General features: G+C 68.1%; 3 protein-coding genes and 1 tRNA gene. All 4 read left to right on the plus strand.

What is annotated here, in order from left to right; translation table 11 throughout:
• Positions 1-4097: HAMP domain-containing protein (locus VFE82_RS08855; RefSeq protein WP_324999938.1), on the plus strand; the 4097-nt coding region annotated here is incomplete at its 5' end.
• Positions 4094-6163, plus strand: coding sequence for a response regulator (locus tag VFE82_RS08860; RefSeq protein ID WP_324999939.1), 2070 nt, complete (start codon positions 4094-4096; stop codon positions 6161-6163). The genes VFE82_RS08855 and VFE82_RS08860, both read left to right, overlap by 4 nt.
• A gap of 34 nt (positions 6164-6197) precedes the next feature.
• Positions 6198-6288, plus strand: a tRNA-Ser gene (locus tag VFE82_RS08865).
• A gap of 921 nt (positions 6289-7209) precedes the next feature.
• Positions 7210-16917 (plus strand): DUF4347 domain-containing protein, encoded by a 9708-nt coding sequence (locus tag VFE82_RS08870; protein WP_324999940.1) that lies wholly within the window; start codon positions 7210-7212, stop codon positions 16915-16917.
• The last annotated feature ends 25 nt before the right edge of the window (positions 16918-16942 follow it).

The following is a 16942-nucleotide window of genomic DNA, read 5'->3' on the forward strand; positions in this document are numbered from 1 at the left end:
TGACCGATTCGGTGAACTCCATGGCCGGCAACCTGACGGCCCAGGTGCGCAACATCGCCGACGTGACCAAGGCGGTGGCGGCCGGTGACCTGTCCAAGAAGATCACGGTGGACGTCAAGGGCGAGATCCTGGAGCTGAAGAACACCATCAACACGATGGTGGACCAGCTCTCCTCGTTCGCTTCGGAAGTGACCCGCGTGGCCCGTGAGGTGGGCACTGAAGGCAAGCTGGGTGGCCAGGCCGACGTGCAGGGCGTGGCCGGCACCTGGAAGGACCTGACCGAGTCGGTGAACTCGATGGCGTCCAACCTGACGGTGCAGCTGCGCGACGTATCCAAGGTGGCCACGGCCATCGCCATGGGCGACCTGACGCAGAAGATCACGGTGGACGTCCGCGGGGAGATCCTGCAGATCAAGGACGTGATCAACACCATGGTGGACCAGCTCCGGTCGTTCGCGGCGGAAGTGACCCGCGTGGCGCGCGAGGTGGGCACCGAGGGCAAGCTGGGCGGCCAGGCCGACGTGCAGGGCGTGGCCGGCACCTGGAAGGACCTGACCGACAACGTGAACTTCATGGCCGGCAACCTGACGGCCCAGGTGCGCAACATCGCGGACGTGACCAAGGCGGTGGCGGCCGGTGACCTGTCCAAGAAGATCACGGTGGACGTCAAGGGCGAGATCCTGGAGCTGAAGAACACCATCAACACGATGGTGGACCAGCTCTCCTCGTTCGCTTCCGAAGTGACGCGCGTCGCCCGCGAGGTGGGCACCGAAGGCCGCCTGGGCGGCCAGGCGCAGGTGAAGGGCGTGTCGGGCACCTGGAAGGACCTGACCGACAACGTGAACTTCATGGCCGGCAACCTGACCTCGCAGGTGCGAGGCATCGCCAAGGTGGTGACCGCCGTGGCCAACGGCGACCTGCGCCAGAAGCTCACCGTGGAGGCCAAGGGCGAGATCGCGGCGCTGGCTGACACCATCAACGCCATGACGGACACGCTGGCCACGTTCGCAGACCAGGTGACGACCGTGGCGCGCGAAGTGGGTGTGGAAGGCAAGCTGGGCGGCCAGGCCAAGGTGCCGGGCGCCTCGGGCACCTGGAAGGGCCTGACCGAGAACGTGAACCAGCTGGCGGCCAACCTCACGACGCAGGTGCGCGCGATCGCCGAGGTGGCGACCGCGGTGACGCAGGGTGACCTGACCCGCTCGATCACGGTGGAGGCGCTGGGCGAGATGGCCGCGCTGAAGGACACCGTCAACGAGATGATCCGGAACCTGAAGGACACCACGCAGCTGAACACCGAGCAGGACTGGCTCAAGACCAACCTGGCCAAGTTCTCGCGGATGCTGCAGGGCCAGAAGGACCTGGTGGCCGTGGGCCACCTGATCCTGTCCGAGCTGGCGCCCGTGGTGGGCGCGCAGCAGGCCGAGTTCTACGTGCTGCGCTACAGCCAGGACATCCCGAAGCTGCGCCTGATGGCCAGCTACGCGTCCGATGGCCACGGCTCGTACGGCAAGGAAGTCGACCTGGGCGAAGGCCTGGTCGGCCAGTGTGCGTACGACAAGAAGAAGATCCTGCTCACCTCCTCGATTCCCGAGAGCCTGCGCATCACCTCGGGCCTGACCGACGTGCCGCCGCTGAACGTGCTGGTGCTGCCCATCATCTTCGAGGGACAGGTGCGGGGCGTGGTGGAACTGGCGTCGGTGGAGCGCTTCAACTCCACCCACCAGCAGTTCCTGGACCAGCTGGCCGAATCGATCGGCATCGTGATCAACACGATCGAGGCCAACATGCGGACCGAGGACCTGCTGACGCAGTCGCAGTCGCTCGCGCAGGAGCTGCAGAGCCGCCAGCAGGAGCTGCAGCAGACCAACGAGGAGCTGCAGGAGAAGGCCCGCCTGCTGGTGCACCAGAACCACGAGGTGGAGCGCAAGAACCAGGAAGTGGAACAGGCCCGCCAGGCGCTGGAGGAAAAGGCCAAGCAGCTGGCCCTGACCTCCAAGTACAAGTCCGAGTTCCTGGCCAACATGTCGCACGAGCTGCGCACGCCGCTGAACTCGCTGCTGATCCTGTCCGACCAGTTGTCCAAGAACCCGGATGGCAACCTGTCCACCAAGCAGGTCGAATTCGCCAAGACGATCCATTCATCCGGCAACGACCTGCTGATGCTGATCAACGACATCCTGGACCTGTCCAAGATCGAGTCGGGCACGGTGGCCGTCGACGTGAGCGAGCTGCACCTGTCCGACCTGCAGCTGTACGTGGAGCGGACCTTCCGCCACGTCGCCGAAGCCAAGAACGTGGACTTCCTCATCCACACCGGCCTGCAGCTGCCGACGTCGATGGTCACGGACGTCAAGCGCCTGCAGCAGATCCTGAAGAACCTGCTGTCGAACGCGTTCAAGTTCACCCACCAGGGCAACGTGACGCTGACCATCGAGGAAGTGGTCACCGGCTGGAGCTCGGACCACGAGGAGCTCAACCGCGCCCAGCAGGTGGTGGCCTTCGCCGTGTCCGACACCGGCATCGGCATCTCGGGCGACAAGCAGCAGATCATCTTCGAGGCGTTCCAGCAGGCCGACGGCTCCACCAGCCGCAAGTACGGCGGCACGGGCCTGGGCCTGGCGATCAGCCGCGAGCTGTCCAAGCTGCTGGGTGGCGAGATCCGGCTGGCCAGCGCGCCGGGGCAGGGCAGCACCTTCACCCTGTACCTGCCGGTGCACTACCCGTCGCTGCGCAACACGCGCCGCACCACGACGGTGGCCGATGTCCGAGAGCTGCCGGTCGCACCGGTCGCGCCGCTCCGCCGGCTGCCGCCGCCGGCGCCCGCGCCGGTGAGCAGCATGGAGGCGCCCGTCGACGACGCTGCCGTGGGCCTGGTGGCGCGCAACGACGCGGACGACGACCGCAACAACATCCAAGATGGCGACCTGGTCCTGCTGATCGTCGAGAACGACCTGGCGTTCGCCCGGTTCCTGCTCGACGCCGCCCGGGCCAAGGGGTTCAAGGGCCTGGTGACCGCGATGGGCGCCGGTGCGCTGACCTTCGCCAACCAGTACCAGGTGGCGGCGATCACCCTCGACATGTATCTGCCGGACATGGATGGCTGGCGCGTGCTCGATCGCCTGAAGCAGGACTTCGTGGCCCGCCACGTGCCGGTGTGCGTGATCTCGACCGACGATTCCAAGGAGCGCGCCTTCCGCAGCGGTGCCCTGGCTTTCGTCGAGAAGCCGATCCAGTCCAAGGAAGTGCTCGACGCGATGCTCGACAAGCTGCGCTCCTACGCGGCGCGCAAGCAGCGCAACGTGCTGGTCGCCATGAAGGACAACGCTGCACGCAACGAGTTCATCGGCTTGCTGGAGAGCGACAATCTCACGCCGGTGGTCGTCAAGACCGCCGAGAAGTTCGTGGAGGCGCTGGACGAGAACCAGTTCGACTGCGTGGTCCTCGACGACACGTTCGGCAAGCTCGACACGGCGCAGGTCCGCCAGGCGCTCGGCGCCCAGGCCGCGATGGGACCGCTGCCGCTGATCCTCTACCGCAATGCCTCGTCGGCGGACAGCGGCCGTTTCGCCTGGCACTCCGACGACCGGGTGACCGTGCGCGAAGTGCAGACGGTCCCGCGGCTGTACGATGCGGCCTTGCTGGCCATGCACCAGAGCGTGGCGCGGCTGCCGGAGGCCAAGCGCGTCCTGGTGGAGGAAACCGTTTCGGCGGCGAAACCGCTGGCGGGCAAGCGGGTGCTGATCGTCGACGACGACATGCGCAACATCTTCGCCCTGGCCACCGTGCTGGAAGAGCATTCGATGGACATCGTCTGGGCCGACAATGGCCGGGAGGCGATCAGCCGGGTCGCCAACGACCCGCAGATCGAAGTCGTGTTGATGGACATCATGATGCCGGAGATGGACGGAATGGCGACCATGAAGGAGATTCGCAAGCTGCCGCAAGGCAAGAATCTGCCGATGATCGCCGTGACCGCGAAAGCAATGAAGGGCGACCGGGAGAAATGCATCGAGGCCGGCGCCTGGGACTACCTATCGAAACCCGTGAACACCCATGACCTGCTCACCGTGCTGAGGGCGTGGCTGCACCAGTGACCGCCAGACTCAACCAAGAAGCCCAGGCTGCGCTGCAGGAACGGGCCAACATCCTGGTCGTTGACGACCTGCAGGAAAAGCACGTCGTCTTCCGGACGATCCTGGATGAGCTCGGCGAGAACATCGTCAGCGCCAAGTCGGGCAAGGAAGCGCTGCGCTACATCCTGGAGATGGAGTTCGCGGTCATCCTGCTGGACGTCAACATGCCCGACATCGACGGGCTGGAGACGGCCAGCCTGATCCGGCACTACAAGAAATCGGCGCAGACGCCGATCGTGTTCATCACCGCCTACGTGGACGAAGTCCAGGCCAAGCGCGGATACGCGCTGGGCGCCGTCGACTACATCCCGTCGCCGGTGGTTCCGGAGGTCCTGCGCTCCAAGGTGCGCGTGTTCGTCGAGCTGTACCGGATGAACCGGCAGCTGCAGCTGCGTGCGGCCGAGCGCGAGGCGCTGGCCCGGTCGGAGGCGGCCCGCGCAGCGGCCGAAGAGGCCATCCAGCGCGCCGACTACCTGGCCGAGGTGAGCCAGCTGCTGTCGCGGTCGCTGGACCTCGACCACACCAGCCGGGCCCTGCTCGATGTGTCGGTGCCCATGCTGGGTGACCGCGCGGTGCTGGCCCTGGCCGACGGCGACGGGCACGTCGTGCGCTCCCAGGGCAGCGACGGCCGGGACCTGGGAAGCCTGCCGCCTGGTGCCCGCGAAGCACTCGGTGCGGCAATGCGCGAACGCCAGTTCCAGTCGTGGCAGGACGAGGGCGAGGCGGGCGTCGTCTGCCTGCTGATGGCGGGCGAGCGCGTGCGCGGGGCGCTGGTGCTGCTCGGGCGTGCCGAGCACTTCGATGGCGGGCGCAAGGCGCTGGCGCGCGAGGTCGCCAGCCGCGCATCCATCGCCATGGAGAACGCGCGTCTCTACACGGCGGTGCAGGAAGCCGACCGCCGCAAGAACGAGTTCCTGGCGATGCTGGCGCACGAGCTGCGCAACCCGCTGGCGCCGATCCGCAACGCGGTCCACATCATGCAGGGCTCCGACGTCGCGGCGCCCACCATGAACTGGGCGCGCGACGTCATCAGCCGGCAGGCCGATCACATGGCGCGGCTGATCGACGACCTGCTGGATGTCTCGCGCATCGTCCAGGGCAAGGTGGTGGTCAAGCCCGAGAAGCTCCCACTGGCATCGCTGGTGGAGCGGTCGGCCGAGGCAGCCTTGCCGAAGATGGAATCGCGCAGCCAGACGCTGCAGATCGAATTGCCCGACGAACCCGTCGTCATCGATGGTGACGCGGTCCGGCTGGCCCAGGTGCTGTCGAACCTGATCAACAACGCCTCGAAGTTCTCGCCGCTCGACTCGCGCATCCAGCTGCGCGCCAGCTACCGTGACGGCCAGCTGACGATCCTGGTCAAGGACGAGGGCACCGGCATCGACCCGGCATTCCTGCCGCACATCTTCGACCTGTTCGCGCAGGCCGATCAATCGCTGGATCGCTCGCAGGGCGGCCTCGGGATCGGGCTGACGCTGGTCAAGCACCTGGTCGAACTGCATGGCGGCACGGTGGAGGCACACAGCGCCGGCATCGGCAAGGGCACCGAGGTGACGGTGACGCTGCCTGCCCAGCTGGCCGAACCGGGCCAGCCGGCGCAGTCGCCGTCCCGCGCCGCGCCCCAGCGCGCCGCGGCCGCCAGCCCCTCGAGGATCCTGGTGGTCGATGACCTCATGGCTTCGGCCGAAACCCTGATGACCCTGCTGGAGATGGAGGGCTTCGAGGTCAAGGTGGCCAACGAGGGCCTCGCGGCGCTGCAGATCGCGCAGGAGTTCCGGCCTGACGTGGTGCTGCTCGACATCGGCCTGCCCGGCATGAACGGTTTCGAGGTGGCGCACCAGTTGCGCAACCAGCCCGCCTCGCGCGACGCGCTCCTGATCGCGCTGACCGGCTATGGCGAAGCGGAGAGCCGCACGCGCTCGGCCCAGGCCGGCTTCGACTTCCACATGGTCAAGCCCGCCGACGTCGACCTGCTGCTGTCCATGATCGCCGACCCGCAGCAGGCTCGACGGGCGAAAGCCGCCTGAGCCAACTGGCCGCTGCTACAATCGCGGGCTCGCAGGAGAGGTGGATGAGCGGTTTAAGTCGCACGCCTGGAAAGCGTGTGTGGGTTAATAGCCCACCGCGGGTTCGAATCCCGCCCTCTCCGCCAGGCACAAAGTTGGAAGGCCCCCCACAAGGGGGCTTTTTCTTTGGTGAGTGCCTTCCGCAGAATCCCACGTTGTCCTGCTTGATTGCGGCCCGATTGATGGGACCAACCCAAAGCGCACCAGTCGGTGGACGAGCACCCTGGAGTCCGATGTCTACCCGTCATGGCCAGCCTCTTGGTCAGCGACATCGGCTTGCCGCAGGTCTTGGATGTCCTTCGGCCCGTCGCGTGCCGCGGCCCGCGGTAGTGGAGCCTTCGGCTGTCGCGAGTCGAGACAACCGATCTTGTCTTCCCTGAAAGACGGGACTCCGCTGAGCGACGTGACCCGTGATGCGGCGGATGGATGTGGACGCGGTTCCGCACGGATTTCGCTCCAGCTTCACGGACTGGGCAACTGAGAACGAGCGACTCCCCGGAAACGGTCGAACTGGCCTTGGCGCAGACACCGGCCGTGACCCCCCGCGCAGGGCGGTTCGTGAGCGCCACGCGTGTCAACGCCGGGCGCCCGGTATGTGGCCTCGGTGTGATTTAGTTCCTCCTCGCCGGTGGGCCGCGCGGTGGCCCGCAGGCGCCCGTGTCTGCGCAGCGCGACGTGCCCCCGCAGGTACGCAGAAGTACCACCGGCAAGCTGAACCGTAGCCTTAACGCTCAGCTACATTTTCGGCACTCGCAATTCCGAAACGCGTGCCGGACGACCAGAAGAGGCGCTGCTTGCGTCGCCTTCTGCAGCCAGCCATGAGCCAGCCGCTACCCACGCTGAGGACGGTTGGGATCCCCCCCGTCTTGCCAGGATTGCCTGAAACCAGAGGCTTTGTCATGCAGTTCTTGAGTCGCCTAGGCCTTGTCGCGCCCGTCGCAGCCGCAGCCGCAGCCACCCCGCTGCCCAACCGTCCGCGCCGACAGCACTCGGCGCTGGAGTCCCGCGTGCTGTTCGATGCGGCGGGCGCCGTGGCGGCCGACCGGCAGGCGGATACGTCGGACCAGCGTCCCGAGGCCGCCAAGGCCGACCATGCGCCGGCCACGAGCGAACATGCCACGGACCGCACGCATCTCGCAGAAGGGGGGCAAGCACTTGATGCCGCCGCGGCGCAGCAAGGCGCGACCGTCGTCATCATCGACTCGCGCGTGCAGGACGCGCAGTCGCTGCTGCAGGGCGTGGAACCCGGCGCCATCGTCCGTATCGTGGGGGAGGGCGAGGACGGGCTCCAGGTGATCTCGGACGTGCTCGCCTCGGTCAAGAACGTCGACAGCCTGCAGATCGTCAGCCATGGAAGCGCCGGCATGCTTCGCCTGGGGTCCTCGGTGGTGGACAACGCGGCGCTCGAGAAGGAGGGCGTGGCCGCCACCGTGCGAGCGTGGCAGCAGTCGATGACGACCGACGGCGACATCCTGCTCCTGGGCTGCGATGTCGCCGCGGGCGTGAAGGGCCAGAGCTTCGTTCAGAAACTTGCGGACCTGAGTCAGGCGGACGTTTCGGCGTCGGTGGACGACACGGGATCGAGCCTGAAAGGCGGCAACTGGCAGCTGGAGTTCACCGTCGGCACGACCGGCACCAAGCTGGCCTTCTCGGACCTGGCGCTGAACAGCTACAGCGACCTGCTGGCCGACCCGGCCGATCGCGCGCAAACCACGCTCAGCCTTCCGACGAACGTGATGCTGGGCTCGAGCGGCACGGGGTCGGTCACGTTCGACAACAACGGCGGCGGCAATGGCTATGCACCATTTGTCGGGGTGGCCTTCAAGTCGACGGGGACTGACAGCGTCAATGACGGCAACGAAGGCGTCACCTACAAGGCGGGCAGCGCCCGCTACCTCGGCCTGGCTGTCAAGGAACATGTGTTGACCTTCGTCGGCGGACAGGCGGTCCTGAGCGGCTTGGACAACAACGGCGCGGCCACGGACATCGTGTTCACGCTGGCCGAGTTCCCCGGCATGCAGAACGGCGACCAGCTGGTGATTTTTGAACTGCCGTTTGGCAGCTTCACGCCGGCGCAGACGGCCGCGCAGATCACGTTCGGTTTCGATGTCGGCCGCAACGCCGACCTGACCCCCGGCCTGCCCATCGTCAGCCGCGGCTTCTATCGCCTCGGCCAGACGGCCACCAACGACGCCGGCGATCCCGTGGTTCGCGGCGACGCGGCCATCGCCACGCTGGCGCCGAGGGTCTACACCTCCAGCTACAACGTCGTCACCCGCGAGAGCGAGCAGGTTGCCGGCCCCAACGACAAGCAGACGATCAGCTACGACGTGAAGCTTGCCAGCGGGCAGGGGGCCAGCGGCTTCCGGGCCGAGATGGACATCCCGCCCAACGTGGTGCTGACGCCGGCGGACATCCAGCTGTTGTGGGAAGGCACGCCGCTTGCGGGCGTCATCTACAAGATCGTGGATGCTTCGACGCCCCTCGGTTCGGTCACCGCGGCCACGCCCGACCTGCTGCCCCAGGCGAACGGCACGTACGCCAACGCGAAAGTCGTCGCGATCGCTCCGGGCCCCGAAGTCGCCGATGGCGCCGGCAGCGATACCTTCACGCTGTCGGTGCAGTACTTCGTCGCGCGCACCGGCCCGACCAGCGCCAACACGCAAGGCGACCCCAACTACGTGATCGACCGCACCTCGGGTGGCGACGCGACCGGAACCTTCGATGCCCGCAGTGAGTTCACCTGGCTGCCCGCCGATCCGGACGGCGACGAAGGCGTGGTCACCGTCACCGACGACACCCTGCCGCAGCGGGTGCTGCAGTGGGAGGCGATCACCATCCAGAAGACCGTGACCGGCACCAGCCCGAATGTGCTGGACGACCCGGCCACGAACAACGATCCGCTGCTGGGCAACCCCAATGGCGTGGCCGGCGCCGGGGCCGGGGACCCGGACGGTGTCCGCTCGGGCGAAACCATCACGTACCGGCTGGATTTCCAGGTGTCGGACTACCACGGCGTGCGCAATGTCGTGATCAACGACTTCATCTCGGATGGCCTGACCTTCGTCAACGGCACCGCGAAGCTGACGTTCTCGGCCAACGGCCAGACGCTGTCGCTCTCCAACATCGACCCGGGCAACGTCAGCGTGACCACGCTGCCGGACGGGCGCCAGCAGATCGTGATCGACCTGTCGGCCGAACTTGCGGCCCGCGGCATCGCGGGTGGCGACCTGCTGGGCGACGCGTTCGCCGACGCGGGCGCCAGTGGCCTGACACGCGGCACGATCACCTATGACGCGTTGGTGCTCGATCAATACCGCAATCCGGCGAACGGCAACTCGTCGAACCCGGTGCCTTGGGTGAATGAGAACGATGTGTTCGACACTGACGTGACGATCAGCGGCACGCTGTTGAACAACACCGGTTCGCTGGCGGCCCCTGCGCTGGTCGCCGGCGGCATCACGTCGGACGACAGCGGCACGACGACCAGTGTCAAGGACGGCAACCTGGTGCTGGAGATCTACGCTGTCAACGGCGTGCTGGTTGGCGAGTTGCCCAAGGACGCTGCCGGAAACGTGCTGCTGTCGCCGGGGGACAACGTGAGCTATCGACTGCGCTACCAGACGACGCAGGCAGACTTCACCCAGCTTCAGCTCACCGCCTTCCTGCCGGACCCGTACTTCCGGCCGGCGGACGCCGACGCGGACGGCGTTCTGGACGGCGCAGGCAACTTCACGGCTGCAGCGACCACCGTGTCCGGGAGCAGCCAGCCGGGGGCCGACTGGGCACAGGCCGGCAAGTTCGCGCTCGGCCCGGCGCCGCAGAATCATCCCGGCATCGTCACCTCGGGCATCACGGTCACGACCTCGAATCCAACGGATGGCAACTCCATCAAGTTCTCGTTCGGCGACGGCAATGATCCGGCCAACCCTGGCGGAGCGGTGGGCACCACCCGCGAGGTGGACGTCATCTTCACGGTCCGCCTGACCAACCTGCCCTATGCGTCCAGCCTGATGACGACCGCGCAGGCGAACGAAACCAGCGAACGCTCCCCCAACTCTGGCGTGACCACGCCGACGCCTATCCAGGACAACCGCCTGATCCAGGTCGCACTGGCGGCGCCCTCGCTCCAGACCAGCCACGGCGTCATCGGCAAGGTGGCCGGCGAAGGTGGCAACGTCACCGGCAACACGCTGCCGGGCGGCGCGACAGTTCCCGGCGTCGGCTCGAACCTGGGCCCCGGCGCGGCCGCCATCAACGGCTTGTCCGCGGCCAATCCCATCACGGGCACGGGGCAGCTCGATGGCAACGTCACGGGGCTGGACGCGGGCGACACGCTGCGCATGGCGATCACCATCGTCAACAGCGGCAATGGCGAGGCATTCAAGGTGGAGACCGGCGCCATCGGCGCGCCGGCCGGTTACACCTTGCGCGGCGGCGGTTCCGACCTGTCGAGCGCTGGCACGAACTTCCGCGTGATGCGGGGGGACGGCACCGTGCTGGTGGAAAACGTCGATTGGCGATTCAGCGACGGCACCCGCACGGCCATCGTCATGATCGACCGCGACTGGACTGGCAGCGGCGACGGCGGCCAGGTCGATGGCCAGCTGCTCGGCGCCTTCAACCCCGATGGATCGGCCCGCACCGATGGCCGGAACGTCCTCGTGATCACGTACGACGTCGTGGCGAACACGGGCGTGCCGACCCAGGCGATCGCCGCGGACAACGGAACCTCGACGGTCACGGTGGTCAGCTACTTCGGTTCCGACACCTCGTCCAGCGACTACCTGCCCGGCACGGACGTGCTTTCCGACACCGCGACGCTGGTCGTTGCGAGCCCGTTGGTCGACATCCGCTGGCAGGGCGACGCCACCACCGCCGACCGCACCGTCACGTCCGACGACTCCAACCAGGGCCACACCGGCGCCGACAACCTGGTGATCGGCGAGATGGGGTATTTCGATGTCAAGGTGACGGTGCCGGAGGGCCAGACGAGCAACCTTTTTGCCGACATCAACCTGCCGGCGGGCCTGAGCCTGGACACCTCCTACAACGGTGGCCTGGGCTACGAGATCATCACGACAACCGCCGGCGTGGGCAGCAACGGCGCGAACCTCGGCGGCCAGCTCACCGGCGACTTCAACGGCAGCGGCATCAATGGCACTTCGGCGGCCAACATCGCCGGCATCGGGGGCGTGCTGGGTGCGACGGGCGTTGGAGCGCGGGTCAGCCTGGGCACCATCACTAACGGTGCCGATGGCAATGCCGCCAACGACAGCTTCATCGTCCGCGTGCGGGTTCGCGTCGACAACACCAGCGCCAATCAGCAGGGAGCACAGCGCACCGCCACCGCTTCGGCCCGCTTCGACGACCTGGACGGGCCAGCGGGCAACACCGGTACGCAGACTGTGTCCATCGCCGATGCCACCACCGCGAACGATCCGCGGATTACCATCGTGGAGCCCACCGTCACGACGATCACGACGGTGGCCGTGGTGGACGTCGACCCCAACACCGCGGGCGACCAGCCGGGCACGGCGGTCGACGAGAACGGTGTGGTCGAGTACACGATCACGCTGACGAACAGCAGCGGCGTGAAGGCCTGGGACCTGTCGCTGCTGGATGTCTTCCCGCCCGAGTTGCGCAACGACTCTTCGCTGGCCATCACCAGCGTCACGTCGACCAATGCGTACCGCAACGATGCAGCCGCCGCGCTCGGTGCGGGCGACTTCGCCCTGGACACCGGCACGCGGACGCTCATGCTGGCGGCCGGCAATGCCTACGATCTCGACTCCGGTGGAACCATCGTGGTGAAGGTGAGGGGTACGGCCAACCAGACGGCCGCGGCGGTCCCGAGCTTCTCGAATGCAGCCGAAACCCGCTGGACGAGCCTGGACCGCTCCGTGGCGAACGGCAACAACAACGGCGCGGGCGAGCGGGGAGGTGCCAGCAACCTGCTGAACGGGACGAACACCGTCAACGCGGGGGCCGGATCATCCTCAGGCACAGCCGTCTCGCAGGCGCTCACCAGCGGTGGGGTGAACAACTACCGCACCGCCTCGAGTGCGGCGGTGCAGGTCGTGGCGCTCCAGCCGACGCTGTCCCGTATCGGGGGCCTGGCGGAGACGAGCCCGAATGCATCGAACAACGCCGGCGGCGACACCGCGGCGGGTTCGGACACCACCGGCACCCCGCAAAGCGTGGCGGTCGGCGAAGTCGTCCGGTTCCGCATGGTCACCCGCGTGCCGCAAGGCGTGGTGCCGAGCCTGGAACTCGCGCCGACACTCCCGGCCGGCTACACGTTCCTGAACGACGGCACGTCGTTCGTCGCCCTCGTCTCGGACAACGGCATGAGCGCGACCGGGCTCGCGGGCAACGGCGTGGGCGGCAGGCTCGGCGACGGCAACGCGGCCGCCTTCAGTTCGATCCAGAACAACCTGACCAGCGCAAATTTCAGCTCGACGGATCCGCGAGCGGCCGGCTCGGCGCCGGTGTTCGCCATCACGGCCGGCGGCACGCCCACGGCGCCGGTGTTCGCCCTGGGTGACGTCACGAACGCCGACAACGACACCGACTTCGAGTACATCGTCATCGAATTCAATGCAGTGGTCGCCAACCAGTCCGCCAACCAAGCGGGCAGGACGCTGGACACCAGCTTCACGGTGTCGTCCAACGGCGCCGTGCTGGGCACCAGCAATGTCACCCGCGACGTCGTGGTGGAGCCCGACATCCGCGCCGTCTCGAAGTCCGTGCTGGACCTGCAGCCTTCCGCCGGGGGCGCGATCACGCCGCAGGCGGGCAGCAACGTCATCACCACGCAATTGAGCTTCCATGCCGAGAGCGGTCCGAACACGACAACGGCGTACGACGTCGTGTTGACGGACTCCTGGCCCAGCGGCAGCGGCTACACGCTGGGCGTACTCACCGTTGGCGCAGCCACGTACGACCTCTCAACGCCCGGTGGACGGGCGGCCGCGACGGCGGCGGGCGTCGCCTTTTCGGCGACGGGCACTGGCGTCTCGCTGACGATCGATCGCCTCGATCCCGGCACACAGGTCACGCTGCGCTACGACGCCACGGTCCCGACCGGTACGGCACAGGCGCCGGGCGCCGCAACGAACGCGTCGCTGGTCTTCTCGAGCCTGCCGGATCCGGCGGGGTGGGGAGCGGGAACCGACCGCTTTGCAGGCTCCGACGTCGGCGCTGACGGCACGGCCAGCGGCGAGCGCACGGGCGCGGGTGGCCTGCCGTCGAATGCGGCGAACCCCGCGGACACCACTGGCCCCTTGAACAACTATCAGGCGGTCGATCCTGCCGGCTACGGCACCATCGCCGGCCGCCTGTGGGACGACACGAACACGCCGAACGGCACGATCGACGCTGGCGAGAAGCTCCTCGACGGCGTGACGGTCACGCTGACGTGGGCGGGGGCAGACGGCACCTTCGGCACGGCGGATGACCGCGTGGTCACGACGGTCACGGACGCGGGCGGCAACTACTCGTTCGGCGCGCTGCCCGGCGACGACGCCGCGACCGCCGGCGTGAACGAGGGCCTGTACCGCATCAGCGCCCCGACGGGCGTCGTGCGTACCGACAGCGGCGACGGCGCGGACACAGACACGCTCACCAACCGGTTCGATCGCACGGACGGCGCGATCGGCGGCCTGGCGGTCGGCCAGCTGACGCTCGGGGACGGTACGTCCGTGACCACGCGCGATTTCGGCTACGTGCAGCCGAACGATGCGCCCACGAACCAGATCGGCGGCACTGCCACCTTCCCGGCCACCCCGATCGACGTCACCGAGGACGTGCCGTTCGCGTTCACCGGCGGCCACCAGCTGTCCATCACCGATCCGGATGGCGGACAGGGTGACGGCATCCTGAGCACGACGCTGACTGTCACGAATGGCACGCTGGCGATCAATCCGGGGGCGGCGACCGTCACCGCCGGTGCGAGCGGGACCGTCACGATCACGCTGCAGGGCACCCAGGCACAGATCAATGCGGCCCTCGCGACGCTCACCTTCACGGCGACCAACAACTACGCCGGTCCGGCAACGCTCACGGTCAGCACCAACGACCGAGGGCAGGGCGGCAACGCTGGCGGCGACCCCACGCTGCCGCGCGAAGGCGGCGGCATCGCCTCGCCCGATGCCCTGGTGGACCTGGACATCGTCACGTTGAACGTGGTGCCCGTCTCCGACGCACCGCGCCTGACCATCGGGACGAGCGGTGGCCAGAACACCAGTCCGCCGGCGCCTGGCACCGGCGGCGGCAACAACGCCACCGACACCGTGACGGGAGCGACCAGTGGGCTGGAAGACACGGTCATTCCGCTGGGGCTGGGTGTCGCTTCCGCCGACCCGTCCAACCCGGAGACGATCACGCAGGTGACCGTCACCAACGTGCCCGCCGGCTGGCAGCTGGTCGGCGGCACGACGGTGATCACCTCGACTGGCCCCGGCGTGGTCTACACGATTCCGTTGGCCGACGTGCCGCTGCTGGGCATCCGTCCGGTGGCGGACGACCACGGGCCGGCGGCCGCAACCCTCACGGTGGCGGCCACCAGTCGCGACGGCGCCGGCGCGACGGCGACCACCACCGGCACGCTCACGGTCAACGTCGTGCCGGTGAACGACCGCCCCACGGCCAACGACGCCACCCCGGCGTCCCTGGGCACTCTGCCCGAGGGGGCCACTGCATCGGCGGCGCAAGACGTGGGCACCCTGTTCGGGCCGAAATTCCGCGACCCGCGCGACCAGCCGGAGCCAAACGGCGCCGACACGATGACCGGCGTCTACATCGTGGGTTCGCTGGCCGACGCGGCGGCGCAGGGCGTCTGGCAGTACAGCATCGACGGAGGCGCCACCTGGGTTTCGGTGAACGCCGCGACGGCGTCGGACAGCGCTGCCATCTACCTGCGGAGCACCGACCTCGTGCGGTTCGTGTCCACCAACGCGGACTTTTCCGGAACGCCCGGCCAGTTGACCGTGCGGCTCGTCGAGAACGACCAGACGCCCGCGGGGAGCATCATCGCGGACGTCCCGAACGGGGCCGCCAACAACACGCCCATTGGCGGAGCGACGCTGGACACGACGCCCGGCGGCACCAGCAACATCGCCGCGGCCGTAGCCAATGCTGCCCAGTTCGCGACGGGGCAGGTGTCGGAGCCGGTGGGCCTGGTCGTCCAGGTCACGCCGGTGTCGGATGCGCCGCGCCTGACCATCGGCACCGGGCCCCAGGAGCCCGGCAATCCGGCCAACACGACGGGGCAGCAGACCAGCCCCCCTTCGGCAACGACCGGGAACAACAGCTCGGACACGGTGTCCGGCTCGACCCGCGGCCAGGAAGACTCGCCCATCCCGTTGGGCATCGGTGTGGTGTCGGCGGACACCAGCAACCCCGAAACCGTCGTGAGCGTCACCGTCTCCAACGTTCCGGCGGGTTGGGTGTTGCGCGACGCTGCGGGCGTGGTCGTGCCGACGATCGGCGGGTCCACGGGTCCGCTGGACCCGGTGCGCGCCGCCGGCCTGACCATCACCGCGCCGCGAGACCTGCACTCCATGGGCCCGGTGGGCACGTCGCCCGCCGCGACCCTGACGATCACCGCGCAAAGCCGCGATGGCGTGGGCAGCCCGGTGGCCACCACGACCGGCACCCTGCGGATCGCCGTGACGCCGGTGAATGACCGTCCTGTGGTGAATGGCCCGGTCGCGCCGGACTACGACCCGCTGCTGCCTGGCAACCAGACCAACGGCCGCACGATCGACTCGCTGTTCGGGCCTCGCTACACCGATCCGCGCGACACGCCCGAAGTCAACGGCACCGACGTCTTCGCCGGGGTCGCCGTCATCCGCACCCCGCCAGTGTCGCAGGGCTCGTACCAGTTCTCGACCGACGGCGGTGCCACCTGGACGACCATCGCGCCGAACACCACGGCGGCCAACGCCGTGATGCTCACCCCATCGACGCTGCTGCGGTTCGCGGCGAATCCGACCTTCATCGGGCAGACGCAGCCGCTGCAGGCAGTGCTGGTCGAGACGGATCGCAGCGGGCCCAACGCCGACCTGTCCGGGCGCGGCGGCGTGCCCGACGACTCGCCCGCGTCCTCTCCTCCGGCGGCCGGAACGATCATCGATCTGTCCGCCCTTGAGGGCAACGAGTCGGCCGTGCTCGTGGGTCCCGGCAACAGCCGCTTCTCGCTGATCTCGGCCCCCATGCAGGTGGGCGTGAGGGTCGATCCGCCCCAGACCGACCAGCCGGTGGTGCAGCCTTACGTCCCGCTCAAGCCACTCATTCCGGCCTCGTTCAATCCTGTGCTGGTGCATGAACCGGCGGTGTACGTCGGCAACGCCGTGCAGGCCGCACAGGCCGAGGCCGCTGCGCAGGAGGTCGCCCTGCAGAACGCGTTTGGCTCGAACCTGGGCAGTTCCGGCCTCCAGCCGAATTGGCTTGCCCCCGAGGGCATCCCCGGGCTGGAGGCGTTCGTCGCGCCGCTGCCGCAGGTGGAGGCGAAGGTCGTCGACTCCGTGCCTGCCGGTGAGATGCCGCGGCTCCCGTCGGATGACGGCAACGGGTGCGCGAGGCCACGCGTCGTGGCCAAGCCCCGGCCGCCGGGCGAGGTACGCGCGGCTCCCCGGTTCAAGCCGGGCTCAGAAGCCGCGCGACGGTTCAGCGAACAGTTGAAGCGGGCACGCGCGCGTGCGCGGTGCTGATCAAGTTCAATTGAAGTTTGCACAA

Origin of the sequence: Ramlibacter sp., assembly GCF_035655895.1 — a bacterium.
GTDB lineage: Bacteria > Pseudomonadota > Gammaproteobacteria > Burkholderiales > Burkholderiaceae_C > Ramlibacter.